The organism is Kitasatospora sp. NPDC048545, from assembly GCF_040651155.1.
Taxonomy (GTDB): Bacteria; Actinomycetota; Actinomycetes; order Streptomycetales; family Streptomycetaceae; genus Kitasatospora.
In genome coordinates this window covers 84,556-111,186 of record NZ_JBEZIQ010000030.1, presented here as the reverse complement: position 1 = coordinate 111,186, position 26,631 = coordinate 84,556, and the positions used below count along the sequence as shown (strand labels likewise).

At 71.2% G+C, this 26,631-nt stretch carries 21 protein-coding genes; 6 read left to right on the top strand and 15 right to left on the bottom strand.

All coding sequences use genetic code 11. The features are described from left to right. The first annotated feature begins 1 nt into the window (after window position 1). Window positions 2-1,471, top strand: a complete 1,470-nt coding sequence (locus AB0D10_RS26765; protein ID WP_360261030.1) for an ATP-binding protein — start codon at window positions 2-4, stop codon at window positions 1,469-1,471. Window positions 1,472-1,544: 73 nt separating this feature from the next. Here the strand turns inward: AB0D10_RS26765 and AB0D10_RS26760 are convergent, their stop codons facing one another. The 4 genes from AB0D10_RS26760 to AB0D10_RS26745 form a co-directional block, all read right to left on the bottom strand. Continuing rightward, complete coding sequence (locus AB0D10_RS26760; RefSeq protein WP_360261027.1) at window positions 1,545-2,801, bottom strand: histidine kinase; 1,257 nt, start codon at window positions 2,799-2,801, stop codon at window positions 1,545-1,547. 8 nt (window positions 2,802-2,809) lie between these two features. Beyond that, entirely contained in the window at window positions 2,810-3,532 is a 723-nt protein-coding gene (locus tag AB0D10_RS26755; RefSeq protein ID WP_360261024.1) for an ABC transporter permease, read from the bottom strand. Then, on the bottom strand, window positions 3,529-4,533 hold the full coding sequence (locus AB0D10_RS26750) for an ABC transporter ATP-binding protein (RefSeq protein ID WP_360261021.1): 1,005 nt from the start codon (window positions 4,531-4,533) through the stop codon (window positions 3,529-3,531). The genes AB0D10_RS26755 and AB0D10_RS26750 overlap by 4 nt, the downstream gene beginning before the upstream one ends. Before the next feature lie 360 nt (window positions 4,534-4,893). Then, window positions 4,894-7,074: a prolyl oligopeptidase family serine peptidase gene (locus AB0D10_RS26745; RefSeq protein WP_360261019.1), complete on the bottom strand. Its 2,181-nt coding sequence runs from the start codon at window positions 7,072-7,074 to the stop codon at window positions 4,894-4,896. 312 nt (window positions 7,075-7,386) lie between these two features. Between AB0D10_RS26745 and AB0D10_RS26740 the strand changes: the two genes are divergently transcribed. The 5 genes from AB0D10_RS26740 to AB0D10_RS26720 all read left to right on the top strand — a co-directional run bounded on the left by AB0D10_RS26740 (window position 7,387) and on the right by AB0D10_RS26720 (window position 13,428). Next, a complete protein-coding gene (locus tag AB0D10_RS26740) occupies window positions 7,387-7,581 on the top strand; it encodes a DUF2304 family protein (RefSeq protein ID WP_360261016.1) in 195 nt (64 codons plus the stop codon). Between the two features lie 31 nt (window positions 7,582-7,612). Beyond that, window positions 7,613-8,521 carry an N-acetyl-1-D-myo-inositol-2-amino-2-deoxy-alpha-D-glucopyranoside deacetylase gene (mshB, locus tag AB0D10_RS26735; protein ID WP_360261013.1) on the top strand — a complete coding sequence of 303 codons (909 nt, stop codon included), beginning with the start codon at window positions 7,613-7,615 and terminating at the stop codon, window positions 8,519-8,521. Continuing rightward, window positions 8,518-8,976: a DUF6113 family protein gene (locus tag AB0D10_RS26730; protein ID WP_360261011.1), complete on the top strand. Its 459-nt coding sequence runs from the start codon at window positions 8,518-8,520 to the stop codon at window positions 8,974-8,976. Before mshB ends, AB0D10_RS26730 begins: the two co-directional genes overlap by 4 nt. A gap of 243 nt (window positions 8,977-9,219) precedes the next feature. After that, window positions 9,220-11,589: a hypothetical protein gene (locus tag AB0D10_RS26725; protein WP_360261008.1), complete on the top strand. Its 2,370-nt coding sequence runs from the start codon at window positions 9,220-9,222 to the stop codon at window positions 11,587-11,589. Between the two features lie 120 nt (window positions 11,590-11,709). Next, window positions 11,710-13,428, top strand: coding sequence for an ABC transporter family substrate-binding protein (locus tag AB0D10_RS26720; protein ID WP_360261005.1), 1,719 nt, complete (start codon window positions 11,710-11,712; stop codon window positions 13,426-13,428). Window positions 13,429-13,446: 18 nt separating this feature from the next. Here AB0D10_RS26720 and AB0D10_RS26715 read toward each other — a convergent pair whose 3' ends face one another. The 11 genes from AB0D10_RS26715 to AB0D10_RS26665 form a co-directional block, all read right to left on the bottom strand. After that, complete coding sequence (locus AB0D10_RS26715; RefSeq protein WP_360261002.1) at window positions 13,447-14,496, bottom strand: ABC transporter ATP-binding protein; 1,050 nt, start codon at window positions 14,494-14,496, stop codon at window positions 13,447-13,449. Window positions 14,497-14,654: 158 nt separating this feature from the next. Next, window positions 14,655-15,824, bottom strand: a complete 1,170-nt coding sequence (locus AB0D10_RS26710; protein ID WP_360260999.1) for a dipeptide ABC transporter ATP-binding protein — start codon at window positions 15,822-15,824, stop codon at window positions 14,655-14,657. Next, on the bottom strand, window positions 15,814-16,866 hold the full coding sequence (locus AB0D10_RS26705) for an ABC transporter ATP-binding protein (protein WP_360260996.1): 1,053 nt from the start codon (window positions 16,864-16,866) through the stop codon (window positions 15,814-15,816). The genes AB0D10_RS26710 and AB0D10_RS26705 overlap by 11 nt, the downstream gene beginning before the upstream one ends. A 16-nt stretch (window positions 16,867-16,882) precedes the next feature. Beyond that, window positions 16,883-17,797: an ABC transporter permease gene (locus tag AB0D10_RS26700; RefSeq protein ID WP_360261067.1), complete on the bottom strand. Its 915-nt coding sequence runs from the start codon at window positions 17,795-17,797 to the stop codon at window positions 16,883-16,885. Window positions 17,798-17,873: 76 nt separating this feature from the next. Beyond that, a complete protein-coding gene (locus AB0D10_RS26695) occupies window positions 17,874-18,800 on the bottom strand; it encodes an ABC transporter permease (protein ID WP_360260994.1) in 927 nt (308 codons plus the stop codon). A 108-nt stretch (window positions 18,801-18,908) separates the two neighbouring features. Then, on the bottom strand, window positions 18,909-20,531 hold the full coding sequence (locus AB0D10_RS26690; RefSeq protein ID WP_360260992.1) for an ABC transporter substrate-binding protein: 1,623 nt from the start codon (window positions 20,529-20,531) through the stop codon (window positions 18,909-18,911). Between the two features lie 169 nt (window positions 20,532-20,700). Continuing rightward, window positions 20,701-21,717 carry a dipeptide ABC transporter ATP-binding protein gene (locus AB0D10_RS26685; RefSeq protein ID WP_360260990.1) on the bottom strand — a complete coding sequence of 339 codons (1,017 nt, stop codon included), beginning with the start codon at window positions 21,715-21,717 and terminating at the stop codon, window positions 20,701-20,703. After that, window positions 21,710-22,759 carry an ABC transporter ATP-binding protein gene (locus AB0D10_RS26680; RefSeq protein ID WP_360260988.1) on the bottom strand — a complete coding sequence of 350 codons (1,050 nt, stop codon included), beginning with the start codon at window positions 22,757-22,759 and terminating at the stop codon, window positions 21,710-21,712. The genes AB0D10_RS26685 and AB0D10_RS26680 overlap by 8 nt, the downstream gene beginning before the upstream one ends. Before the next feature lie 19 nt (window positions 22,760-22,778). After that, window positions 22,779-23,723, bottom strand: a complete 945-nt coding sequence (locus tag AB0D10_RS26675) for an ABC transporter permease (RefSeq protein ID WP_360260985.1) — start codon at window positions 23,721-23,723, stop codon at window positions 22,779-22,781. Further along, window positions 23,716-24,642 carry an ABC transporter permease gene (locus AB0D10_RS26670; protein WP_360260983.1) on the bottom strand — a complete coding sequence of 309 codons (927 nt, stop codon included), beginning with the start codon at window positions 24,640-24,642 and terminating at the stop codon, window positions 23,716-23,718. Before AB0D10_RS26670 ends, AB0D10_RS26675 begins: the two co-directional genes overlap by 8 nt. Window positions 24,643-24,786: 144 nt before the next feature. Beyond that, window positions 24,787-26,427, bottom strand: coding sequence for an ABC transporter substrate-binding protein (locus tag AB0D10_RS26665; RefSeq protein WP_360260980.1), 1,641 nt, complete (start codon window positions 26,425-26,427; stop codon window positions 24,787-24,789). Window positions 26,428-26,631 lie beyond the last annotated feature (204 nt).

Here is a 26,631-nt window from a genome sequence, read left to right as displayed (position 1 = left end):
CGTGCTCAGCCGCCTCTCCACCCGTCTGCGCACCTCGCTGGCGGCCGGCCTGGCGGCGCTGCTGCTGCTCGGCGGCGGCGCCTGGTGGCTGCGCGGCCACATGTACGACGCCCAGGTGCAGGCCGCGGACGCGGAGGCGAAGGCACAGGCCCGGGAACTCAGCAACGGCTTCAAGTACGGCCAGCAGGTGACGGACAGCTGGCAGCTGCCGTACGTGGTGCTGGGCAGCGACGGTCAAGTGCTGCTCATGGGGGGCCCGCTGACCACCCAGCACCTGACCGGGCCGCTGCCGGCCGCCGTGCCGCACCTGGCACCGGACGACTGGCAGACGGTCCAGCGGATCTCCATCGGCCCCGCGGGCACGGCCGCCGCCAACCGCTACTCGGGGCGAGCCTTCACCGCGATGGGCAGTTGGAGCCCGCTGCTGCGCAAGGACGGCACCCAGGTGAAGCCGACGGTCGGCCCGTTCACGGTGTACGTGCTGGCCACCCCGTTCGCCGCCGAGGCCTCGCTGCACAGCATCGACCCGGTGCTCCAGGCCGGTGTGCCGACCGCCGCCCTGCTGGTCGCGCTGATGGCCTGGATCGCGACCAGCCGCGCGCTGCGCCCGGTGGACGCGATCCGCGCCGAGCTGGCCGAGATCGGCGAGCACCGGCTGGACCGCCGCGTCCCGGTGCCGCGCTCCGGCGACGAGATCACCCGGATGGCCCGGGCCACCAACGCCACCCTGGACCGACTGGAACGCTCCGCCGCCCAACAGCAGCGCTTCGTCGCGGACGCCTCGCACGAGCTGCGCAGCCCGATCGCGGCCCTGCGCACCAACCTGGAGGTCTCGCTCGCCCACCCCGAGCACACCGACTGGCCCGCCGCGACCCGGGAGGCGCTCACCTCGGTCGAACGCCTCCAGCAGCTCACCGAGGACCTGCTGTTCCTGGCCCGCGGCACCCACCCGGCGACGGCCGGCCGGCTCGGCACCGTCGACCTGTCCGCCGTGCTGCGCGAACTCGCCGACCAGTACCGCCCGGTCCTCGGCGCCCGGCTCACCCTGCGGGTGGACGCCCCCGAGGCGGTGCTGGTGCACGGCAGCCGGATCCGGCTGCACCGGCTGGTGCGCAACCTGCTGGACAACGCCCAGCGGCACGCGGCCACCGAGGTGACGATGTCCGCGCGGCAGAGCGCCTACGGCTGCGTCGTGGAGATCCGGGACGACGGCCCGGGCGTGCCGCCGGAGGACCGCGAGCGGATCTTCGAGCCGTTCACCCGGCTCGACGAGGCCCGTAGCCGGGACGCCGGCGGCAGCGGTCTGGGCCTGGCCATCGCGGCGGACGTCGCCACCCGCCACGGCGGCACCCTGCGCGTCGCCCACGCCCCGCGCGGCGCCCGCTTCGTCCTGGAGCTGCCGCCCGTCGAGGCGGCCGGCCGGGGACGGTCCGCGGACTCCGGCGGGCGGGAGCCCGCGAGCCGCACCTGACCCTCCGCCGGGGGCCCGGGCGCCGGCCGTCCTTCGAGGCGTCGGGCGCTACCCCACCTTCGAGGGGCGGGCGCTACCCCACCTTCGACGCGTCGGGCGCGACGGGCACCGTCCGCAGCGGAACCGAGGCCCGCATCCGGAAGCCCTTCCCCCGCTCCCCGGGCCCGGTCTCCAGCCGCCCGCCGACCAGCGCCAGCCGCTCCTCCAGCCCGGACAGCCCGTTCCCCGGCTGGGACTTGCCCGGCCCGCGCCCGTTGTCGGCGACCTCCAGCACGGCGTAGCGCCCGCCGTGCTCCTCCCAGCTCTCGTCGGCCGTCACCGTGCAGACGGTGGCGCCCTCGCCGTGCCGGACGATGTTGGTGACGGCCTCGCGCAGCGCCCAGGCCAGCGCGCCCGCCTCCTCGTCGGCCAGCCCCGGCCAGCTGTCCACCAGCTCCGGCGCGGCCTCCAGCCGGACCTGGGCGGCGGCCAGCGCGGTACGGGCGGCGGCGAGCTCGACCGGCAGGGTCGGCCGGCGGAAGCCGGTCACCGCCTCCCGGACGTCGATCAGCGACTGCCGGGCGACCTGTTCGATGTCGGCGACCTGCGCCCGCGCCTTCTCGTCGGCGCCCGCATCCATGAACCGGCCGGCCAGCTCGCTCTTCAGGGTGATCAGCGAGAGCGAGTGCCCGAGCAGGTCGTGCAGGTCGCGGGCGAGTCGCAGCCGCTCCTCGGAGGCGGCCAGGTGCGCGACGGCGGCCCGGGCCTCGCGCAGTTCCTTCATGGTGGCGACCAGCCGCTGGAGGCCGGTCATCGCGACCCCGGCCAGGAAGGCGCTGAGCGTGAAGGTGGCGATGTTGTCGGTGTCGACGCCGCTCAGCAGGCCGACCGCGGCGGTGAGCCCGGCCATGGCCCCGAGGGCGCCCAGCGCGTAGTTCGCCGGGGTGATGATCGCGACGCACACCGAGGCGTAGATGAACAGGGTCAGGAAGGCGTCGCCGAGGACGAAGGGCGCCACCGAGGCCAGCACGATCATCGTCGCGACGATCACCCGGCAGGCCCGCGGCCGCATCCCCGCCTGCGAGCGGAAGATCACCAGCAGCACGTACGCCGCCACGAACCCGGCCAGGCAGCACCAGCCGAACACCCGGTCGGCCGCACTGTGGCCCCCGCTCACCAGGTCGCCCGCCGGGTAGGCCAGGTAGGTCATCCACAGCAGCATCCAGGAGACCTTGACCACCAGCTGCCGCCTGGTCTCCACCGGGGAACCGGGCACGCTCATGAACGACGCGCGCTCCGCACCCGCCTTCGGCGACTCGTCGGGGCCGTGGGTCTGACGCGCGTCGCTCATGTGGATCATCATGCCTGTCGGGTGTCGCGCCGGTACAGGGCCGCCGCGGCGACGACGAACACCACCAGGAAGCCCGCCAGCCCGGCGACCGCGACGGTGTCCAGGGAGTGCCCTGGCCGGGTGAAGCCCGCCAGGTGGTTGTACAGGTACACCGGGTCGAACCGGGCGAACTTCTCCAGCGAACCGCTCACCGGGAACCAGGTCCCGCCGAACAGCGCCATCGCCATGTAGGTGATCATCACGATCGGCTGCACCGCGTCCGGCGCCGCCGCGTACCCGAGCGCCACGCCGAGCGCCGCGAAGACGAAGCTGCCCAGCCACAGCGCGAGGCCCAGCCCGGTCCACTGCGCCGCACTGAGCACGACGCCCTGGGCCGCGCCGACCGCGAAGACCACCAGGATCGCCGGCAGCGTGGTGACCGCGCTCGCCGCGATCTTGCCGACGGTGTACGCCCGGCCGGGCAGCGCGGTCAGCCGCAGCTGCCGGGTCCAGCCGCTCTTGCGCTCCAGCGAGATCCGCTGCGCGCTGCCGGTCAGCACCGCGCCGACCGCGCCGAAGGTGGCCATCGAGACCATGAAGTAGGTCTTCACCGGCAGTCCGCCGGCCTGGTCGGCGGCCCCGTAGGCGTGGATGAAGAAGACGTACATCAGGGCCGGGTACATCACGGTGAAGAACAGGTAGCGCCGGTTGCGCAGGGTCCGCAGGACCTCCAGCCGGATCAGGGTCGTCATCGCACGCTCTCCTTGTCGACGCTCCGGCTGGTGGCGGCGCTCCCGGCATTCCCGGCGCCGTCGGCGCTCCGGGGCCCGGCCGCGCGGTCCAGCTCGCCGGTGATGGTCAGGAAGGCCTGTTCCAGGCCGACGCCGGTGACCTCCAGCCCGCGCGGGTACAGGCCCGCCCGGTAGAGCCCGGCGACGCTCGCGTCGGCATCCGCAGTCCGGATCCGCACCGTCCGCACGCCCGGGACCCGGGCCGTGACGTCCAGCGACTGCACGCCCGGCAGGGTGCGCAGCAGGCGCTCGTCGGCCTGCCCGTCGCCGTCGTGGAGCTCGAAGGCGATCCGGCGCACCCCGGCCCGCGCCTTGATCTCGGCGGAGCTGCCGTCGGCGATCAGCCGGCCCCGGTGCAGCACCAGGACGCGGTCGGCGATCGAGTCGGCCTCCTCCAGGTAGTGGGTGGCGAACAGCACCGTGCGCCCGGCGTCGGCCTGCGCCCGCATGCTCGCCCAGAACGACTGCCGGACACCGACGTCCATGCCGGTGGTGGGTTCGTCCAGCACGATCAGGTCGTTGTCGCCCGCGATCGCCAGGGCGAAGCGGACCCGCTGCTCCTGGCCGCCGGACAGCTTGTCGACCCGGCGCTCCGCCAGCTCGGTGATCCCCGCGTCGGTCAGCACCCCCGTGACCGACCGGCCGCGCGGGTGCACGTCGCAGGCGAGCCGCACCAGCTCGCGCACCTTGACGTCGGACATCAGCCCGCCGCTCTGCAGCATCGCGCCGACCCGGCCGGCCGCGATCGCCGCCCGCGGGGTGCCCCCGAAGAGCGTCACGCTGCCCCGGTCGGGCTCGCGCAGCCCCAGCAGCAGGTCCAGGCTGGTGGACTTCCCGGCGCCGTTCGGGCCGAGCAGGGCCACGGTCTCGCCCGGCCGCAGCACGAGGTCCAGTCCGTCCACGGCGCGCACCCGCCCGTAGCTCTTGCCCACGCCGCGGAAGGCGGCCACCTCGGTGTCCATCGCCCGGCTCCTCTTCCCTGGTGCTGTCGCGTCCGGTGCTGTTCGCACCGGTTCAGGGTCCCGCGCGGGCGGTCGGCGGCGGCAGTGTCCGCCGTCGTGCCTTCGGCATGACGGATGTCATGCCGGCGGCCGGTACCCGCATCAGGGGTACCGGCCGCGGAAAGGCAGGTCAGGGGCGGTTGTCGGCCCCGGGGGTTAGCATGCCGGGAGATCCGGCCGGACTGGTCGCCCCGCGGGGCACACGCGGCTCAGGGGGAGCGGCGCGGACTCCGGGCACCGCACACGAAGGGCCCGGGTCTTTCGGCGATCCGGCCCCGCTCCCCCTCCTCCGCGCTCCCCCCTCCTCCGGCCTCGGCCCGGTCACGCCCCGAGCGCGCGCTTCACGAAGTCGACCTGAAGCAGCAACAGGTTCTCGGCGACCTCCTCCTGCGGGGTCATGTGCGTGACGCCGGACAGCGGCAGCACGGTGTGCGGGCGCCCGGCGGCGAGCAGCGCCGAGGAGAGCCGCAGGGTGTGCGCGGCCACCACGTTGTCGTCGGCCAGCCCGTGAATGATCATCAGCGGGCGCTCCAGCCCGGCCGCGTACCCGCTCAGCGAGTTGGCCTCGTACACCTCGGGCCGCTCGGCCGGGTCGCCCAGGTAGCGCTCGGTGTAGTGGGTGTCGTACAGCGCCCAGTCGGTCACCGGCGCGCCGGAGACCGCCGCGTGGAAGACGTCCGGGCGGCGCAGCACGGCGAGCGCGGAGAGGTAGCCGCCGTACGACCAGCCGCGGATGGCGACCCGGTCGAGGTCCAGCGGGAACTCCCCGGCGAGTGCCTGCAGCGCCTCGACCTGGTCGTCCAGGGTGGCCCCGGCGAAGTCGAAGGCGATCGACTTCTCCCAGGCCGGCCCGCGCCCGGGGGTGCCGCGCCCGTCGGCGACGACCACCGCGAAGCCCTGGTCGGCGAACCACTGCGAGTTGAGGTGCGGGTTGTGCGCCTGGACGACGCGCTGGCCGTGCGGGCCGCCGTACGGGTCCATCAGGACGGGCAGCAGGCCGTCCCGTTCGCGGTCGTAGCCGGTGGGCAGGAAGACGGCGGCCGGGATGCGGCGCTCGCCGGCGAAGCGGAAGACCGGGCGGGCGGTGATGACCGGCGTCTCGGCGTACGAGGCGATGGTGGCGACGTCGTCGACCACCACGCCCTCCGGCAGGTCGCGGGCGACCTGGACGAGGGTGCCGGGCAGGTCGGGCTCGGCGGTGGCCCGCACGGTGATCCCGCCGCCGTGCACGGCACTGGTGACGGAGGTGAACGGCCGCCCGTTGGAGGACTCCCAGCCGAGTCGCTTGCCGTCGTGACTGATCCGGCCGACGGCGATCCAGCCGGGCTCGGGGTCGGTCTCGGCGGCGCCGCCGGAGGCGGAGAAGAAGACCTCGTCCTCGGTGACGGCGACGACGGACCGGACGTGCAGGTCGGCCCCGGTGACGGCGTGGTCGCCGACCACCAGCGCCCGGACCCCTCCCTCGTCCGAGATCCGCACCAGCTTGCCGTCCGGGGTCCACGCCGGGACGCCGCCGAACAGCTCCAACCAGACCGCGTCCTCCTCCGCGTGCAGCACCTCGGTGGCGCCGGTGGCCACGTCCAGGCCGAGGATCCGCTGGCTGCGCTGGTCGCGGGACTGCACCTGCAGCAGCGGCACGCCGCCCTTCGACCAGTGCACCCGGCCGAGGTACGGGAACGCCGCACGGTCCCACACCACCTCGGTGCGCCCGCCGTGCATGTCGAGCACCCAGAGGCCGACCTCGGCGTTGCCGGTGCCGGCCGCCGGGTAGGGGACCTCGGCGGGCTCGCGGTCCGGGTTCGCCGGGTCGGCGATCCACCAGCGGCGCACCGGGCTGTCGTCGGCGCGCTCGACCAGCAGCCGGTCGCCCTCCGGGGACCACCAGAAGCCGCGGTCGCGGTCCATCTCCTCCTGGGCGATGAACTCGGCCTGGCCCCAGGTGACGTTCGGTCCGTCCGGCTCGGCGAGCACCCGGTCGCCGCTGCCGTCGGTGCGGGTCAGCCGCAGCTCGCCGGCGGTGTTGGCGTACGCGACGCAGCTGCCGTCCGGGGACAGCCGCGGGTCCAGCAGCGGTCCCCGGGCGGGCAGTTCGGTGGTCGTTCCGGTGACCAGGTCGGCCGTGAAGAGGCGGCCGGAGAGCGCGAAGGCAGCCAGCGTGCCGGTCCCGTCCAGGGCGTAGCCGACGATGCCGGCCGAGCCCTCGCGGCTGCGCTCGCGGCGGGCCTTCTCGGCCGGCGAGAGGTCCTCCTCGCCGCCGCCGAGCAGGGCCGCCGGGTCGGCGGCGATCCGCTCCTCGCCGGTGGCGGTGTCGAGGGTCCAGAGCAGGTTGGCCCGGTCGCTGCCCGTGGGGGTCCCCCCGGCCGGAGGCTGGGGGAGCGAGCGGAGGAAGACGACCCGCGAGCCGTCCGGTGCGACGGAGAACGAGCGGGGCGCGCCGACGGTGTAGCGCAGGGTCCGCGCGTACTGCCGGGGGAAGGTGTCCGCAGGGGTGTGGGAGGTCATGGCACCAGACCCTACGACGCCGAACTGCCGCTGCCGGGAGGCTGGTGATCACTCGTTCGGAGCATCGTCCCCAAGTGCGCCCCAAAGGCCCTAAAACCGCCTCCGACCGGCCCGGGCGCGCCGTCGGCGCCGCGCCGCCCCACACGCCGGTGCTCACCGAACGTCATGCTCCCCTCACCCATCGGGTATGACTTGTCGGGCGAGTGATCGTCGGCCCCGTCCCGGTCCCCGGTCGCCCGCAGCCCAGTCCCGCACCGTCCCACCGCCGCCCTCCCCCAGGGGTGGCGCGCCCGAGAAGGGGTGTGAGCCGACATGGCCATGAACATCTCCGCCGCCGTGCTGATGCTGGTCATCGTGGTGGCGCTGATCCGCCGCTCCGGCCTGAAGCTGGGGCACGCGATCGTCTGCGCGCTGCTCGGCTTCTACCTGGCGTCCAGCTCGATCGCGCCGTCGATCAGCCAGGTCACCAGCAACCTCGCGGGGATGATCAACGGCCTGAAGCTCTAGCCCCACCCGGCCGGTGGTTAGGCTTCCTCCCATGACCGCGACTACCGGCCGCCGACTCCTCCTCGTGCACGCACACCCCGACGACGAGTCGATCGGCAACGGCGCCACCATGGCCCGGTACGCCGCCGAGGGCGCCCGGGTCACGCTGGTGACCTGCACCCTCGGCGAGGGCGGCGAGGTGATCCCCCCGGAGCTGGCCCACCTGACGGCCGATCGGGACGACACCCTCGGCGCGCACCGGATCGGCGAGCTCACCGAGGCGACGCGCGCCCTGGGCGTCACCGACGTCCGCTTCCTCGGCGGCCCCGGGCGCTACCGCGACTCCGGGATGATGGGCGTGCCCGACAACGACGCCCCCGGCTGCTTCTGGCGCGCGGACGTGGACGAGGCGGCCGGCCACTTGGTCGCGGTGATCCGCGAGGTGCGGCCGCAGGTCCTGGTCACCTACGACGACAACGGCGGCTACGGGCACCCGGACCACATCCAGGCGCACCGGGTCGCGATGCGCGCGCACGAGCTGGCCGCCGACCCGGCGCACCGCCCCGAGCTGGGCCCGGCCTGGCGGATCGCCAAGGTGTACTGGAACCGGATGCCCCGCTCGGTGATCGAGGCCGGGCTCGCCGAGACCGCCGCCAAGGCGTCCTTCCCTGGCGTGGCCCAGCCGTCCGACGTCCCCGGCGTGGTCGCCGACGGGACGGTCACCACGGTGCTGGACGGCGCCGCGCACGCCGGGCGCAAGGCGGCCGCGATGGCCGCGCACGTCACCCAGATCACCGTGGACGGCGCCTTCTTCGCGCTCTCCAACCACCTCGGCCAGCCCCTGCTCGCCACCGAGTACTACCAGTTGGTGCGCGGCCAGGCCGGGCCCGGCCGACCCGAGGACGACCTGTTCGCGGGCCTCGACGTCGCGGCCGCGAACGCCGAGGAGGACGTGCGATGACCAAGCCCGTTGCCCCGCCACCGCGCCGCTCGATCACGGCGGCCGTCCTCGGCACCCGTGACGAGCGGCTGGCCGAGCCCCAACCCCCGCGCGCCGCCCGGATCGCGGTGTATGTCCTGTTCTTCCTGTTGGGCATCGCGGTGTCGGTCTGCGGATCCTTTGTGCAGGCCCTGTGGCCGCCCGCGGGAATCCTGCTGGCGCTGGCCGCGACCGCCGCCACGTTCTACGCCGGCCTGCGGATCACCGGCACCCGGCTCGGCGCGGGAGCACCCGCGGCCGGCTGGTTCCTGGCGATGCTGCTGCTGATCGTGCCGCGGCCGGAGGGCGACAACGTCCTGTGGTCCAACGCCACCTCGCTGGCCTGGCTGTTCGCCGGCTCGGTGCTGGGCGTGATCTGCGCCACCCTGCCGACCCGCACCAGCTGGTTCCCCGGAGTGCCCGGCCCGCCGCGCTGACCCCGGCAGGACGCGGCGTACGGTACCGCGTACGACGCGCAGTCAAGAGCACACGGCCTTACTCTCATACCGGAGGAACCGGACGTATCAGGATCTGTCCGAAGCCGTTCACCGCTCAGTTCTTCCCAGTATGGTGGTCCCGCAGAACGCCGTACCCGACCGCCGCCCGCCCCAGCCGGGCCCGGCGACCACGAACCGCGGTCGCGCCGCACGGCCCTCCCGCGAACCCGGAGCACAGCAGCATTGAGCAGCCGCGAATCTGACAACGCCCACCCGACGCCACGGCGCACGGGTCCGGACGCCTACCCGTCGGGCACCCCGCCCTACGGCACGCCCGGGCACCCCGGCGGCGACCGGGCCGCGGCCGGCGCGGGCCAGGGCGCCGCGGACGGCGGCGAGGACGACGGCCCGAAGACCGAGACCACCCTGACCACCCGGGTCCGGATCAACATCCCCGGCTCGCGCCCGATCCCGCCGGTCGTCGTCCGCAGCGCCGTCAAGAACGAGGACGGCCCGGCCGAGGAGGCCCCGGCCCCCGAGCAGGGCAGCCCCCGGCACCGCTCCGCGCCGTCCTCACCCGTCCTCGGCGTGATGGAGGGCGGCAGCGGCACGGCCGCCCAGCCGAACCTGCCGCCGGAGTGGGAGATCCCGCCGATCCCGCCGGCGACCTCGGAGTCCGAGTCCACCGGTGCCTGGTTCCGGCCGCGCCAGAAGAAGGCGCCCGCCACCGAGGCCGCCCCGGCCACCGTGTCCGCCGCCGCCCCGGCCACCCAGGCCGCGCCCGCCGCCGAGCCCCGGCCGCAGGGCGCCCGCCAGGCCGGGGGCGCCGCTGCCCGCGCCAACGGCGCGCCGAACGGCCGCCCGGTGCCCGCCCAGGGCAAGGCGCCGAACCCCGGCGCCCCCGCCGCGCGCACCCGCGCCGAGGCCCCCGTGGAGGAGCCCGGCGTCTACGAGGCCGCGGACCCCTTCGCGCCCGCCGCCGACCCGTTCGGCCCGACCCCCGGGCCCGACGCCGGCACCCGCGGCCCGCGCGGCGGCCGGCCCCAGCAGAACGGCGCGCGGCAGAACCGGCCCCAGCAGAACGGGGCCCCGCAGAACGGTGCGCGGCAGAACGGTGCACGGCAGGGCGGTGCACGGCAGAACGGCCCCCGCCAGGGCGGCCCGCAGAACGGCTTCCAGCCGAACGGCCACCCGACGGGCCCGCTCCCGCAGGGTGCGCCGGGCGCCGGGCCGAGCCCGGAGGACACCTCGGTCGACGGCTTCAAGCCGATCCGCGAGAACACCCCGCCGCCCGCCGGGATATCCGGCATGCCCCGCAACGGCGCCCCGCGCGGTGCCGACGAGCGTCCGCAGCCGGGCCTGTTCGCGTCCGCGCCGACCGGCGCCGACCCGTTCGCCACCCAGCGTCCGGCCGCCCCCGGCCAGGACGCCCCGGTCGCCCCGGCGGCCCCCAACGGGCTCTTCCCTGGGGCGCCCGGTACGGGCCCGCAGCCCGGCCGCACACAGCAGCCGGGCCGCGACCCGGAGGTCACCGAGGTCACACCGATGCCCGCCCCCGGACCGCGGCCGCCGGCCGCCCAGGGGCCCAACGGCACTCCGCCGCCCGCCCCGGCGCCCGCCAAGTCCGAGCCGGCCCCCGCGAAGGGCAAGGCCAAGCGCGGCGGCGGCAAGAAGCTGGTCAAGCTGGGCGTCTACGGCATCGGCGGTGTGCTGTTCCTCGGCGCCGCCGCGTACGGCACCGGCCTGATGCTCAACCAGTCCGACGTCCCCAAGGGCACCGTGGTGCTCGGCACCGACATCGGCGGCAACAGCCGTGACCAGGCGATCCACTCGCTGGACGCCTCGGTCGGCAAGGCCGGTCAGCAGCCGCTCAAGCTGAAGATCGGCGACCAGACCGTGGACCTCGACCCGACGGTCGCCGGGCTGAGCTTCGACACCACCGCCACCGTGGACGACCTGGCCCAGCACAGCTACAACCCGGTCGACGTCATCAAGTCCCTCCAGGGCGGCAGCAAGGCCGTCGCGCCGGACGTCAAGGTCGACCGGGCCAAGCTCAAGGCCGCCCTCGACTCGCTGTCGGCCGGCTCGGGCCAGGGTCTGCAGGAGGGCTACGTCAAGTTCGGCGAGCCCAACGGCGAGCCGATCGTCGTCCCCGGCCGGGCCGGCCAGGCGGTGGACTCGGCGAACGCCCTGGACGCGGTCGAGCAGGCCTACCGCGACCGCGCCGCCGGCAAGCCCGACCAGCCGGTCGCCCTGGCCGTCACGGCCGCCCAGCCGAAGGTCTCCACCCAGGCCCTCCAGGCCGCCGCCGACAGCCTCGGCAAGCAGGTGGCCGCCGGCAAGGTGCACGTCGTGGCCGGCACCAAGACCTGGGACTTCGGCGGCAAGACCGCGGCCAAGGCGCTCACGCTCGTCCCGGACGCCTCCGGCAAGATCGTGCCCAAGTGGGACCTCGACGCGCTCTCCACCCAGCTGGGCGGCGTGTTCGACAAGGTGAAGGTCAAGAAGAACGGCCAGCTCGTCGCGATCACCCCGCAGGACGTCGCGGACGGCATCGCCTCGGTCTTCGACAAGACCGGCGACAAGGACCGCACCTTCAAGTTCGCCGTCTGACGTACCGCCTCCCGTCGAGGGGCGGGGCCGCATCCGGTCCCGCCCCTCGACAACTCCCCCTCCCGGTCAGCAAGATGTGACGCCACACCTTCCGCCTCATCCACCCCGGGGAGCACGCCGATGGGCCGCCGCCTCCAGCAGCACGGGACGGCCCTGCTCGCAGGCCTCACCGCCCTCACCCTCTCGCTCGCGCTCTGCTCCTGTGCCTCCGGCCAGGGCGAGACCGGCGCCGACGCACTGCCGTCCGCACCCGCGACGCCCAAGCTCACGTCGGTCGACATCAACCCGCACGACCGCGGACAACTGCGCCAGGGCGGCACCCTGAACCTGGCGATCACCCAGTTCTCCCGCCAGTGGTCGCCGATCCACACCGACGGCAGCGAGTCCTCGACCATGGCGGTCACCAAGCCGCTGCTGCCGACGTTCTTCCGCTCGGACGCCGCCGGCACCCAGACGGTCAACCCCGCCTACCTTCAGGACGCCCACGCCGAGCTCAAGGACGGCCGGCAGGTGGTCACCTGGACGCTCAACCCGAAGGCCCACTGGTCCGACGGCACCCCGATCACCTGGCGCGACATCGAGGCCAACTGGCGGGCCCTGAACAGCAAGGACCCGGCCTACAAGCCGTCCAGCAGCACCGGCTTCGAGCTGGTCTCCTCGGTCGAGCGCGGCAAGGACGACTTCCAGGCCGTGATGACCTTCGACCGGCCGTTCTCGGAGTGGCAGTCGATGTTCAACGGCGCCGCCAACGCCCCGCTGCTGCCGGCGAGCCGGATCTCCACCCCGGACCTGTTCAACACCGCCTACCTGGACGCGATCCCGGTCACCGCGGGCCCGTTCAAGGTCGAGCAGCTCGACCGCGCCGCGCAGACCGTCACCCTGGTCGCCGACCCCGCGTGGTGGGGCGACAAGCCGATGCTGGACCGGGTCGTCTTCCACGCGATGAGCCCCGACGCGATGCCCGCCGCCTTCGCCAAGGGCGCGCTCGACCTCGTCAACAACGGTCCGGACGTGGCCGGTTACCAGGTCATCCGGACCACCAAGGGCGCCGTCGTGCGCCGGGCCGGCGGTCCGGACTTCCGCCAGATCACCCTGAACGCCCGCACCCCCGCGCTGAGCGACGCGACCGTGCGCCAGGCCGTGTTCCAGGCCATCAACCGGGACGCCGTCATCCGATCCGACCTCAACGGCCTGGACTGGCCCGCGGTCCCGCTCAACAACCACCTGCTGGTCGCCAACCAGAACGGCTACCGCGACAACTCGCTCGGCCTGGCCCGCTACGACCCCGCCGAGGCCGCCCGCAAGCTGGACTCGGCCGGCTGGAAGCTCGACGGCGACGTCCGCAAGAAGGACGGCCGCGAACTGAACCTGCGGATGGTCGTCCCGGCCGGCGTCACCCAGGCCCAGACCGAGGCCGCGAACACCGCCAAGATGCTCAAGGACGTCGGGATCAAGGTCAGCACGGTGACCGCCCCCGTCAACGAGTTCTTCGACAAGTACATCAACCGCAACGACTTCGACATCACCGCCTACTCGCTGCTCGGCACCCCGTTCCCGGCCAGCGGCAGCCGCGCCAACTTCGTCCAGAACGGCGGCACCAACCACGTCGGCGCGGGCAGCCCGGCGGTCGACACCGCGCTCGACCGGGCCGCCGCCGCGACCGACGCGGCCACCACCTCCGAGGCGATCAACCAGGCCGACGGCGAGCTCTGGAAGGTGGCCGGCGTCCTGCCCCTCTACCAGCGCCCGCAGTTGTACGGAGCCCGCGCCGACCTCGCCAACATCGGCGCGCAGGGCCTGTCCGACATCGTCTGGGAGAACGTCGGCTTCCTGAAGTAGCCGCGGCGGCGGGCGGGCTCAGCCGTGCAGCGTCTCGCGCCAGTAGTGGCAGGCGCTGCGGCGGCCCGCCAGCTCCTCGCCGTGCTCGCTTGCGACCGGCACCAACGGCGGGAGCTCGCTCCGGCAGCGGTCCTGTGCCCGGTCGCAGCGGGGGTTGAACGCGCAGCCCTCCGGGATCCGCAGCAGACTCGGCGGCAGGCCCTTGATGGCATGCAGGTCCTGGCCCTTCTGGTCCAGGCGCGGGATGGAGTCCAGCAGGCCCCGGGTGTACGGGTGCGCGGGGCGCGCGTACAGCTCGTGCACCGGGGCCGCCTCGACGATCCGGCCCGCGTACATCACCGCGATCTTGTCCGCGACGTCGGCGACCACGCCGAGGTCGTGGGTGATCAGGATCAGACCCATGTTGAACTCGCGCTGCAGGTCGGCCAGCAGGTCCATCACCTGGGCCTGCACGGTCACGTCCAGGGCGGTGGTGGGCTCGTCCGCGATGATCAGGTCCGGCTCCAGCGCCAGCGCCATCGCGATCATGATGCGCTGGCGCATACCCCCCGAGAACTGGTGCGGGAAGTCGCCGACGCGCTGCCGGGCAGCGGGAATGCGCACCCGCTCCATCAGCTCCACGGCCTTCTCCCGGGCCTCCTTGCGGGAGACGCCGTGGTGGACCCGGAACATCTCCCCCAGCTGGTAGCCCACGCTGAGCACCGGATTGAGGGCGGACAGCGCGTCCTGGAAGATCATCGCGATCCGCCGGCCCCGGACGGCCCGCCGGGCGTTGGCGCTCATGGTCAGCAGGTCCTCGCCGCGGAACAGGATCCGCCCCGCGGTGATCCGCCCCGGCGGCATGTCCAGGATCCCCATGACCGCCTGCGCCGTCACCGACTTGCCCGAACCCGACTCCCCGAGCACCGCCAGCGTCTCGCCGGCCGCCACCGCGTAGCTCACCCCGTTGACGGCCTTCGCGACCCCGTCCCGGGTGTGGAACTCCACGTGCAGGTCGTCGACCTCCAGCAGCGGGGTCCCGGGCACCAGGCCCTCCCGGCCGCCGCCGGTCACCTCCACCACGTCCATGTGAGCAGCCCTCCTCAACGCAGCAGCGACCACCGATAGGCGCAGAGCAACTATCAAGGACCGCGCCGCACTTGGCGAGCCCACGGCAGATCACTTTTCCATCACGGGAAAGGGCGCGCCCTCGAATCCGAGGACGCGCCCTGCCCACCGTCGACCCGCTACTGCGTACCGTCCTGCCCGTCCTCCGCACTCGGCTCGATGTCGCGCTCCGCCGCGCTCTGTTCGATCTCGCGCTCCGCCGCACTCTGTTCGATCTCGCGCTCCGCCGCGAAGTGACACGCCGAGTCGTGGACCGCCGCCCCCTTCAGCCAGGTCGGCGAGGCCAGCAGCGGGACCTCGACCTCGCACCGCTGCTGCGCCTTCCAGCAGCGGGTGCGGAAGCGGCAGCCGCTCGGCGGGTTGGCCGGTGAGGGCACGTCGCCGGTGAGCACGATGCGGTCCCGCGACTCGCGGGCCGTCGGGTCCGGCACCGGCACCGCGGAGAGCAGCGCCTGGGTGTAGGGGTGGGTGGCGTGGTCGTAGATCTCCGCGTCGCTGCCGACCTCGACCATCCGCCCGAGGTACATCACGCCGACGCGGTCGGAGATGTGCCGGACGATGGAGAGGTCGTGCGCGATGAACATGTACGACAGGTTGAACTCGCCCTGCAGCTGCTCCAGCAGGTTGATCACCTGCGCCTGGACGGACACGTCCAGGGCCGACACGGGCTCGTCGCAGATGATGATCTCGGGCTTCAGCGCGAGACCGCGGGCGATGCCGATGCGCTGGCGCTGGCCGCCGGAGAACTGGTGCGGGTACCGGTTGATGTACTCCGGGTTCAGACCCACGACGTCCAGCAGATCCTGGACGGCCTTGCGGCGGTCGCCCTTGGGTGCCACCTCGGGGTGGATCTCGAACGGCTCACCGATGATGTCGCCGACCGTCATGCGCGGGTTGAGCGAGGTGTACGGGTCCTGGAACACCATCTGGATGTTCCGGCGGACGGCCTTCAGCGCCGCACCGGACAGCCGGGAGATCTCCTCCCCCTTGTACCGGACCGAGCCCGCGGTGGCCGGCTCCAGGTTCATCAGTACTTTGGCCAGGGTGGACTTCCCGCAGCCGGACTCGCCGACGATGCCGAGGGTCTCGCCCTGCATCAGGTCGAAGCTGACCCCGTCGACCGCTTTGACGGCGCCGACCTGCTTCTTGAACAGGATGCCCTTGGTCAGTGGGAAGTGCTTGACCAGGTCCCGGACTTCGAGGATCGGCTCACCGCGCGGCACCTCCTGTGCGAAGGCGGCCTCCTCCGGCACCACCGCGCCCAGTGCGCTGGCCCCGTTAACGGTCATGGAGGGTCTCCTTCCAGAAGAAGCAGGCGCTGCCGCGCCCCTCCTGCGGCGTCCCGTCCTCCTCGGTGACCGGGAGCAGCTCCGGCACCTCGGCCCGGCAGACGTCCTGCGCACGCGGGCAGCGCGGGTTGAAGGCGCAGCCCGTGGGGATCCGCAGCAGGTTGGGCGGCAGGCCCTTGATGGCGTAGAGCTCCTGGCCCTTCTGGTCCAGCCGGGGGATGGAGTCCAGCAGGCCCCGGGTGTACGGGTGCGCGGGGCGCGCGTACAGCTCGTGCACCGGGGCCGTCTCGACGATGCGGCCGGCGTACATCACGGCGATCTTGTCCGCGACGTCGGCGACCACGCCGAGGTCGTGGGTGATCAGGATCAGACCCATGTGGAACTCGGCCTGGAGCTCGGCCAACAGGTCCATCACCTGGGCCTGCACGGTGACGTCCAGGGCGGTGGTGGGCTCGTCCGCGATGATCAGGTCCGGCTCCAGCGCCAGCGCCATCGCGATCATGATGCGCTGGCGCATGCCGCCCGAGAACTGGTGCGGGTAGTCGTTCACCCGGTCCTTGGCCGCCGGGATGCGCACCCGGTCCATCAGCTCGACGGCCTTCTCCTTCGCCTCCTTGCGGGAGACGCTCCGGTGGGCCCGGAACATCTCACCGAGCTGGAAGCCCACCGACAGCACCGGATTGAGGGCGGACAGCGCGTCCTGGAAGATCATCGCGATCCGTCCGCCGCGGATCCTGCGCCGTTCGTCCTTGCTCATCTTGAGCATGTCCTGGCCCCGGAAGCGGATCTCGCCGCGCGGGATCCGGGCCGGCGGCATGTCCAGGATGCCCATGATCGCCTGCGCGGTCACCGACTTGCCGGAGCCGGACTCGCCCAGCACGGCCAGCGTCTCGCCGGCCGAGACGGAGTAGTTGACCCCGTTGACGGCCCTGGCGACGCCGTCCCTGGTGACGAACTCGACGTGCAGGTCCCGCACGTCGAGCAGCGGCCCCTCGTACGGTGTCCCGCGCTCGCGCTCGGTGGTCTGCGCCGCTGTACCCACGGTGTGCTCCCCTCGCTCAGCGAAGCTTCGGATCGAGGGCGTCACGCACCGCGTCGCCCATCATGATGAAGGCCAGCACGGTGATGGACAGTGCCGCGGCCGGGAAGAACATCACGTACGGCGCGGTCCGGATCACCTTCTGGGCGGAGGAGATGTCGATGCCCCAGGAGATGGTCGGTTCCTGCAGGCCGATGCCGAGGAAGCTCAGCGTCGCCTCGGTCGCGATGTAGCCGCCGAGCGCGATGGTCGCCACCACGATCACCGGCGCGACCGCGTTCGGCAGGATGTGCCGGAACATCAGCCGCCTGGTCCCGGCCCCGAGCGCCCGGCCCGCCACCACGTAGTCGGACTGTTTGACGGTCAGCACCGCGCCGCGCATGACGCGGGCGATCTGGGTCCAGCCGAGGACGGCCAGCGCGAACACCACGGTCCACACCGTGCGGATGGTGAACGCGTTCAGCAGCACCAGGGCGCCGAGCAGCAGCGGGATGCCGAAGAAGATGTCGACGATCCGGGAGATCACCGCGTCGACGGCTCCGCCGTAGTACCCGGCGACCATGCCGGTCAGCCCGCCGAGCAGGGTGACCGCGGCGGTGACGAAGATGCCGACGGTGATCGAGGCGCGGGCGCCGTAGATCACCCGGGCGTAGATGGACCGGCCCTGCGCGTCGTAGCCGAACCAGCCGGCACCGAAGAAGTCCGTCCAGTCCGGCCGCTTGAGGTAGTCGTGCACCAGGTCGGCCTTGCGCGGGTTGGCGTCGGTGAAGGCCCAGGGGAAGATCGCCATGATCACCAGCAGCAGGATCAGCACCACCGACAGCAGGAAGATCGGCCGTCGGCGCAGGTCCCGCCAGGCGTCGCCCCAGAGGCTGCGGGCCTGTTCCCGCTTCTCCACGTCGGGTTCGACCAGGGTCTCCTGCTCGACCGCCATGCCCTGTTCCCCCGCGAAGTCCAGCCGGTCCACGCCTGGCTTGGGATGCCGTTCGTACGAGTCCTCGTCGTGGATGTCAGGCATAGCGGATCCTCGGGTCCAGGACCGCGTAGAGCAGGTCGACGAGCAGGCTGGCGACCAGGTAGACGATCACCAGGACGGTCACGATGCCGACCACGGTCGGGCCTTCCTTCTGGTTGATCGCCCGGTACAGGACGTTGCCGATGCCCTGCACGTTGAAGATGCCCTCGGTGACGATCGCCCCGCCCATCAGCGCGCCGAGGTCGGTGCCGAGGAAGGTGACCACCGGGATCAGCGAGTTGCGCAGCAGGTGGCGGGAGATGATGGTCCGCCGGGGCAGTCCCTTGGCGGTCGCGGTCCGGATGTAGTCGGCCCGCAGGTTCTCGCCGATGGAGGTCCGGGTGAGCCGGGCGACGAACGCGAGCGAGAGCGAGCCCAGGACGACCGCCGGCAGGATCAGCTGGGTGAGGTCGTAGCTGTCCTGCACCGTCGGCGTGACCCAGCCCAGGTTGGTGGCGAACACCGTCTGCGCGATGTAGGCCAGCACGAAGACCGGGATCGAGATCACCACCAGGGTCAGGATCAGCACCAGGGTGTCCGCGATACTGCCGCGCTTCAGCCCGGAGAGCACGCCGAGGGACAGACCCACGACCAGCTCGAAGGCGAAGGCCAGCAGCGCCAGCCGGATGGTGACCGGGAAGGCGTCCGCCATGATGTCGGAGACCGGACGGCCGGTGAAGCTGGTGCCGAAGTCCCCCTGGAAGAGGTTCCCCATGTAGTGCAGGTACTGCTTCCAGAGCGGCTGGTCCAGGTAGTACGTGTGCTTGATGCTCGCGACCACGGTCGGGTCGGCGGCCTTCTCGCCGAACAGCGCGACCACCGGGTCACCCGGCAGCGTGTAGACCATCACGAAGATCAGCAGTGTGGTGCCGAAGAACACCGGGATCATCTGCAGCACCCGTCGCAGCACGTAACTGCCCATCCGAGCCTCCTTCCTAGGTGCCCGGCCGGCCGGGCCGGTCGGCCGGGGGCCGCGCCCCGCCCTCCGTGCGGGGAGGGCGGGGCCGGCGCGGGGATCAGGGCCCCGGGATCAGCCCTTGACCTCGACCTGCGTCCAGGCCGGGTTGCCGAAGGAGTCGAACATCACGTTCTGCACGTTGGTCGAGTAGCCCGAGTTGGTGCGGTAGTACCAGAGCGGGATGGTCGGCATCCCGGTCGCCAGCACCGCCTCGGCCTGCTGGTAGCCGGTCACCGTGTCGGCGACGCTGGGGGCCGCGTCGGCCTGCTGGGACAGCTGGTCGAACTGCGGGTTGCTGTACCCGGTGTCGTTGGAGGCGGCACCGGTGCGGTACACGTCGGCCAGGAAGTTGGCGTTCAGCGGGTAGTCCTGCACCCAGCCGGTGCGGAAGGCGCCGTTGAGCTGGTGCGAGGTGATGGCCTGGCGGGCGGTCTTGAAGTCGGGCTTGGGGTCGCCCAGGCAGTCGACGCCGGTGTTCTGCCGGATCGAGTTGCAGACCGCGTCGACCCACTCCTTGTGGCCGCCGTCCGCGTTGTAGGTGATCAGCACCTTGTTGCCGGGGACGCCGCCGCCCTGCTGGATCAGCTGCTTGGCCTTGGCGACGTCGAAGTTGCAGAAGTCCCCGCAGGTGCCGGCCTTGTAGCCCTCGACACCCTCGGCGACCCAGGCGCTGGCGGGCGCCCGGGAACCCTGCAGCACGGTCTTGGTGATGGTCGCGCGGTCGATCGCCATCGACAGGCCCTGGCGCACCTGGGCCTTCTCCGGCGCCGCCCAGTCGGCCTGGTAGAGCGTGAAGCCGATGTTCTGGATGGCGCCCTGCGGGGAGTCCACCGCCCGGTCCCCGAGGTCGCTCTTGTACGTCGCCAGCGCGGACGGCGGCACCTGGTCCATCACGTCGAGGTTGTTGGACTGCAGGTCGGCGTAGGCGGCCTCGGACGTGGTGTACATCTTGAAGACGATGCCGCCGTTCTTCGGCTTGTCCACGCCCTTGTAGCCCGGGTAGGACTTGGTGGCCACCTGGCTGTTGTGGGCCCAGCTGACGAACTGGTACGGGCCGTTGCCCACCGGCTTCTGCCCGTACCCGGCCGGGTCGTTGAAGAAGGCATCCGGCAGCGGCGAGAAGGCGATGTAGCCGAGCTTGTACTCGAAGTACGAGACCTTGTGGTTCAGCTTGACAGTGAAGTGCAGGTCGTCCGTGACGGTCAGCCCGGACATCTTGGTCGCGGTCGGGCTGCCGGTGGCCGGGTGGACGTCCTGGTAGCCCTCGATGTCCGAGAACCAGGAGCTGTTGATCTGGTTGTTCGCCGGGTTGGCGGCCCAGTTCCAGGCGTCGACGAAGTTCTTGGCGTGCACGGGGGTGCCGTCGTGGAACGTCCAGCCGTCGTTCATCGTGACGGTGAAGGTCTGGGAGTCGCTGGTGTCGATCGCGCTCGCGACCTGCATCCGGATCGTGGCGTTGCTGGGGTCGTAGTCGACCAGCCCCTTGAAGAGGTTCTGGATGATGCGACCGCCGCCGACCTCGTTCGCGTTGGCGGGCTGCAGCGGGTTCTGCGGCTCGTTGCTCTGGTAGCTGAAGGTCTTTGTGGAGTCCGACGAGCTGCCGCTGCCTCCGCCACCGCTGCTGCACCCGGTGGCCACCAGGGCCACGGACGTCGCAACAGCGAGGACCCAGCGAGCACGGGCGGCTACGGGCATGGAGGTCCCTCCTCATGGTGTGTGTCGCATCACACCCCATGAGAAGCGCGCCCCGGCGACGGCGCGAGCCGGGTGCACCCGGACGGGTGCCGTGACCCCCTGCGGAGTTGACGCAACGACGGAAGGGCCCGTGGCGGGAAGCCACGGGCCCTTCCGGGGAGAGCGGGGATCAGGCCGCTGCCTGCTCCCGGACCTCGGGGAAGTGGCAGGCCGTGTTGTGCGCGGCCGCGCCCTTCAGCACCGTGGGCACCGCGAGCAGCGGGGTCTCCTCGGCGCAGCGGTCCTCCGCCTTCCAGCAGCGGGTGCGGAAGCGGCAGCCGGACGGCGGGTTGGCCGGCGAGGGGATGTCACCGGTCAGGATGATCCGGTCACGGGACTCGCGGGCCGTCGGGTCCGGCACCGGCACCGCGGAGAGCAGCGCCTGGGTGTACGGGTGGGTGGCGTTGTCGTAGATCTGCTCGTCGGTGCCGATCTCGACCATCTTGCCCAGGTACATCACGCCGACGCGGTCGGAGATGTGCCGGACGATGGAGAGGTCGTGCGCGATGAACATGTACGACAGGCCGAACTCGCCCTGCAGCTGCTCCAGCAGGTTGATCACCTGCGCCTGGACGGACACGTCCAGGGCGGAGACCGGCTCGTCGCAGATGATGATCTCGGGCTTCAGCGCGAGACCGCGGGCGATGCCGATGCGCTGGCGCTGGCCGCCGGAGAACTGGTGCGGGTACCGGTTGATGTACTCCGGGTTCAGACCCACGACGTCCAGCAGATCCTGGACGGCCTTGCGGCGGTCGCCCTTGGGCGCCACCTCGGGGTGGATCTCGAACGGCTCACCGATGATGTCGCCGACCGTCATGCGCGGGTTCAGCGAGGTGTACGGGTCCTGGAACACCATCTGGATGTTCCGGCGGACGGCCTTCAGCGCCGCACCGGACAGCTGGGAGATGTCCTCACCCTTGAACAGCACCTGGCCGGAGGTGGCCCGCTCCAGGTTCATCAGCACCTTGGCCAGCGTGGACTTGCCACAGCCGGACTCGCCGACGATGCCGAGCGTCTCACCCTTCTTGAGCTCGAAGGAGATGCCGTCGACCGCCTTGACGGCGCCGACCTGCTTCTTGAACAGGACGCCCTGGGTCAGCGGGTAGTGCTTGACCAGGTCCTTGACCTCCAGGATGTTCTCAGCCATGGAGGGTCTCCTTCCAAAGGTGGCACGCGCTGCGGCGGCCGGTGAGCTCCTTGCCGTCCTTGTCGGTCACGTGGTGCAGCGCCGGGATCTCGGTGCGGCACAGGTCGGTGGCGACGTCGCAGCGGGGGTTGAACGCGCAGCCGGCCGGGACCTTCAGCAGGTTCGGGGGGAGGCCCTTGATCGCGTACAGCTCCTGGCCCTTCTGGTCCAGGCGCGGGATGGAGCGGAGCAGGCCCTTGGTGTACGGGTGCGCGGGGTTCGCGTACAGCTCGTGCACCGGGGCGGTCTCCACGATCCGGCCCGCGTACATCACGGCGATCTTGTCCGCGACGTCGGCGACCACGCCGAGGTCGTGGGTGATCAGGATCAGACCCATGTTGTACTCGGCCTGGAGCTCGGCCAGCAGGTCCATCACCTGGGCCTGGACGGTGACGTCCAGGGCGGTGGTGGGCTCGTCCGCGATGATCAGGTCGGGCTGCAGGGAGAGCGCCATGGCGATCATGATGCGCTGGCGCATGCCGCCGGAGAACTGGTGCGGGTAGTCGTTCACCCGCTGCCGGGCGGCGGGGATGCGCACCCGGTCCATCAGCTCGATGGCCTTCTCCTTCGCCTCCTTCTTGGAGGCGCCCTGGTGCACCCGGAACATCTCGCCGAGCTGGTAGCCGACGCTGAGCACGGGGTTGAGGGCGGAGAGCGCGTCCTGGAAGATCATCGCGATCTTCTGGCCGCGGATCTTCCGGCGGTCCTCGTTGCTCATCGTGAGCATGTCCTGGCCGCGGAACAGGATCTGGCCCTGGGTCACCTTGCCCGGGGGCATGTCCAGGATGCCCATGATGGTCTGCGCCGTCACGGACTTGCCGGAGCCGGACTCACCGAGCACGGCGAGCGTCTCGCCCGCCGCGACGGAGTAGTTGACGCCGTTCACGGCCTTGGCGATGCCATCCCGGGTGTGGAACTCCACGTGGAGGTCCTTGACCTCCAGAAGCGGGGTTCCGACTTCGAGACGATCGTTCTTCTGGTTGTTCTCGATCACGGTGGTCATCGGGTCGTCACCTCTTCTCTCAGCGGAGCTTCGGGTCGAGGGCGTCGCGCACCGCGTCGCCGAGCATGATGAACGCCAGCACGGTAAGGCTCAGCATTCCGGCGGGGAAGAACAGGGCGAACGGGGCCGTACGGATCACCTTCTGGGCCGAGTTGATGTCGATGCCCCAGGAGATGGTCGGGTCCTGCAGACCGATGCCAAGGAAGCTCAGCGTCGCCTCGGTGGCGATGTAGCCGCCGAGCGCGATGGTGGCGACGACGATCACCGGGGCGATCGCGTTCGGCAGGATGTGCTTGAGCAGGATCCGGCTGGTGCCGGCGCCGAGCGCCTTGGCCGCGGTCACGAAGTCGGCCTGCTTGACCGTGATGACCGAGCCGCGCATGACACGGGTCATCTGGGTCCAGCCCAGGGCGACCAGCGCGAAGACCACGCTCCAGATCGTGCGCGAGGTGAAGGCGTTGAGGATCACCAGCGAGCCGAGCAGCAGCGGGATGCCGAAGAAGATGTCGGTGATCCGCGAGATGATCGTGTCGGTCCAGCCGCCGAAGTAGCCGGCGAGCATACCGGTGATGCCACCGAGGATGGTCACACCGAAGGTGACGCAGATGCCGACCACGACCGAGGCGCGGGCGCCGTAGATGACGCGGGCGTAGATGCTGCGGCCCTGGAGGTCGTAGCCGAACCAGTCAGCCTGGAAGAAGTGGCTGTAGTTCGGCTTCGTCAGGTAGTGGTTGCGCAGGTCGCCGGCGCGCGGGTCCACCGAGGTGAACAGGCCCGGGGCGATCGCGATGACGATCAGCAGCAGGATCAGCAGCGCGGAGATCACGAAGATCGGCTTGCGGCGCAGGTCGTGCCAGGCGTCGGAGCCGAGGCTGCGGGCCTTCTCCTGCTTGGGCGCCGGGACGTCCGCGGTGCGCTGGGCCGGGATGTCCCCGGAGGTCTTCTTCTCGGTCAGGTCAGGCATACCGGATCCTCGGGTCCAGGACCGCGTAAAGCAGGTCGACGATCAGGCCGGCGGCCAGGTAAACGAGCACCAGGAAGGCGACGAAGCCGGAGACGGTCGCGCCCTCCTTCATGTTGATCGCCTGGTAGAGCGCGTGGCCGACACCCTTGACGTTGAAGATGCCTTCGGTGACGATCGCACCGCCCATCAGGGCACCCAGGTCGGTACCGAGGAAGGTGACCACCGGGATCATCGAGTTGCGCAGCAGGTGGGTGCCGATGACCTTCCGGCGCGGCAGGCCCTTGGCCACCGCGGTCCGGACGTAGTCGGCCTTGATGTTCTCGGCTATGGAGGTACGGGTGAGACGCGCGACGTAGGCCAGCGAGAGCGAGCCGAGCACGATGGCCGGCAGCACCAGCTGGGTGATGTCGTTGCTGTCCTGCACGGTCGGGGTGACCCACTTGAGGTTCTGCCCGAAGACCGTCTGGAAGACGAAGCCCAGCACCGGGACCGGGATCGAGATCAGCAGCAGGGTGAGGACCAGCGCGCCCTTGTCGAACGCCTTGCCGCGGCGCAGACCGGCGAACAGGCCGATGCCGATGCCCAGCACGATCTCGATGGCGAACGCGAACAGCGCCAGCCGGACCGTGACCGGCAGTGCCTCGGTGATCTTGTCGAGGACCGGTCGGCCGTCAAGTGCGGTACCGAAGTCGCCGGTGAACAGCTTCCCCATGTAGGAGAAGTACTGCTGCAGCAGCGGCTTGTCGAGTCCCTGCTGGTGCTTCAGGGCGGCGAGCTGCACCGGGTCCGGCGCCTTGTCGCCCCACAACGCTGCCAGCGGGTCACCGGGCAGCAAGTGCACCATGAAAAAGATGAGTGCGGTCGTTCCGAGGAACACCGGAATCATCTGGAGCAGTCGCCTCGCGACAAAGCGCCCCATCGTGCCTCCATGTATGACTCTGCCGGGCCCGTCAACCCGGCCAGAGATAAGTCGGCGTGCCAACGGCCGGTGCCAGTCCTCGCCCTTGTGGGGATGGGACGGGCACCGGCCGTTGTCACCGGGTCAGGCGGTGCCGACCGATTACTACTTCTTGACCTCGACGTCGGTGTAGACCGGGTCGCCGAAGGAGTTGAACTTGACGTTCTGGACCTTGTTCGAGAAGCCCGAGTTGGTCTTGTAGTACCAGAGCGGGATGGCCGGCATGTCCTTGGCCAGCTGCTCCTCGGCCTTCTCGTACAGCTCCGCCGTCTTCTCGACCGAGGTGGCCGCGTCGGCGTCGTGGGCCAGCTTGTCGAAATCGGGGCTCGAGTAGCCGGCGTCGTTGGCGGCGGCACCGGTGCCGTAGACGTCGCGCAGGAAGTTGGCGTTCAGCGGGTAGTCCTGCACCCAGCCGGTACGCATCATGCTCGGAACGGTCTTCTTGGTGACGATGTCACGGGCCGTCTTGAAGTCCGGCTTCGGGTCACCGAGGCACTCGACGCCGGTCGCCTGGCGGATCGAGTTGCAGACCGCGTCCACCCACTCCTTGTGGCCACCGTCGGAGTTGTACAGGATGGTGATCTTGCCGCCGGGGACGCCGCCACCCTCCTGGATCAGCTGCTTGGCCTTCTCCGGGTTGTACTTGCAGGCGTCGCCGCAGGTGCCGGCCTTGTAGCCCATGACGCCGGGCGCCACGAACGAGTCGGCGGGCTGACGGCTGTTGTTCAGCACGGTCTTGGTGATGGTGTCGCGGTCGATCGCCATCGAGAGACCCTGGCGGACCTTGGCCTTGTCCTGGCCGCTCCACTCCGCGTTGTACAGCGCGAAGGAGATGTTCTGGATGGCACCCTGCGCCTGGTCGACGGCGCGCTTGCCCAGGTCGTCCTTGTACTTCGGCAGGTCGGTCGAGTCGACCTGGTCCAGCACGTCCAGCGTGTCGGACATCAGGTCCTTGTACGCGGCCTCGGGCGAGGTGTAGTTGCGGAAGACGATTCCGCCGTTCTTCGCCTTGTTGGTGCCCGAGTACTTGTCGTACGCGGCCAGCGTGACGGCCTTGTTGTGCTCCCACGAGACGAACTTGTAGGGGCCGTTGCCGATCGGCTTCTGGCCGTAGCCGTCCGGGTCCGCGAAGAAGCCCTCGGGCAGCGGGAAGAAGGCCGAGTAGCCGAGCTTGTACGTGAAGTACGAGACGGGGCTGGTCAGTTCGATGGTGAAGTGCGTGTCATCGATGACCTTGAGGCCGGACATCTCCTTGGCCGTCGGGGCGCCCTTGTCCTTGTCCGGGTGCACCGCGTCGTAGCCGACGATGTCCGAGAACCAGTCCGAGTTGATCTGGTTGTTGGCCGGGTTGGCCGACCAGTTCCAGGACTTGACGAACGAGTTGGCCGTGACCGGGGTACCGTCGTGGAAGGTCCAGCCGGACTTCAGGGTGACGGTGTAGGTCTTGGCGTCGGTGGTCTCGATCTTGTCGGCCACCTGGTTACGCAGGGCACCGGTCGCGGGGTCGTAGTCGACAAGGCCCGTGAAGAGCTGCTTGACGATACGGCCGCCCTGGTTCTCCATGGCGTTCGCCGGCTGCAGCGGACGCTGCGGCTCGGCGCTCTGGTAGCTGAAGACGCCCTGGGCGTTGACCGCACCATCGGAGCTGCCCCCGCTGGAGGAGTCGCTGCTGCTGCTACAAGCAGTCGCGGCAAGGGCGACCGCAACAGCTGCGACAACCCACTTGGCCTGGCTCCCACCACGCATCGGTGTGCCTCCTGAATTCGACGTTGCAACGAGGAGAGCACCGCGGAACGGTTGTCACCGAAACCCGCTGTGCCGTCCGCGCTCGTGGTTTCGGCGCGCACCCCTGCGCGTTCACCCTTGACCCGAGCCTGACTGCACCCACTATCCGTCACGCACGGACACGAAAGTGACCAGTGACGATCTCAATTAGGTCACATGAACAGT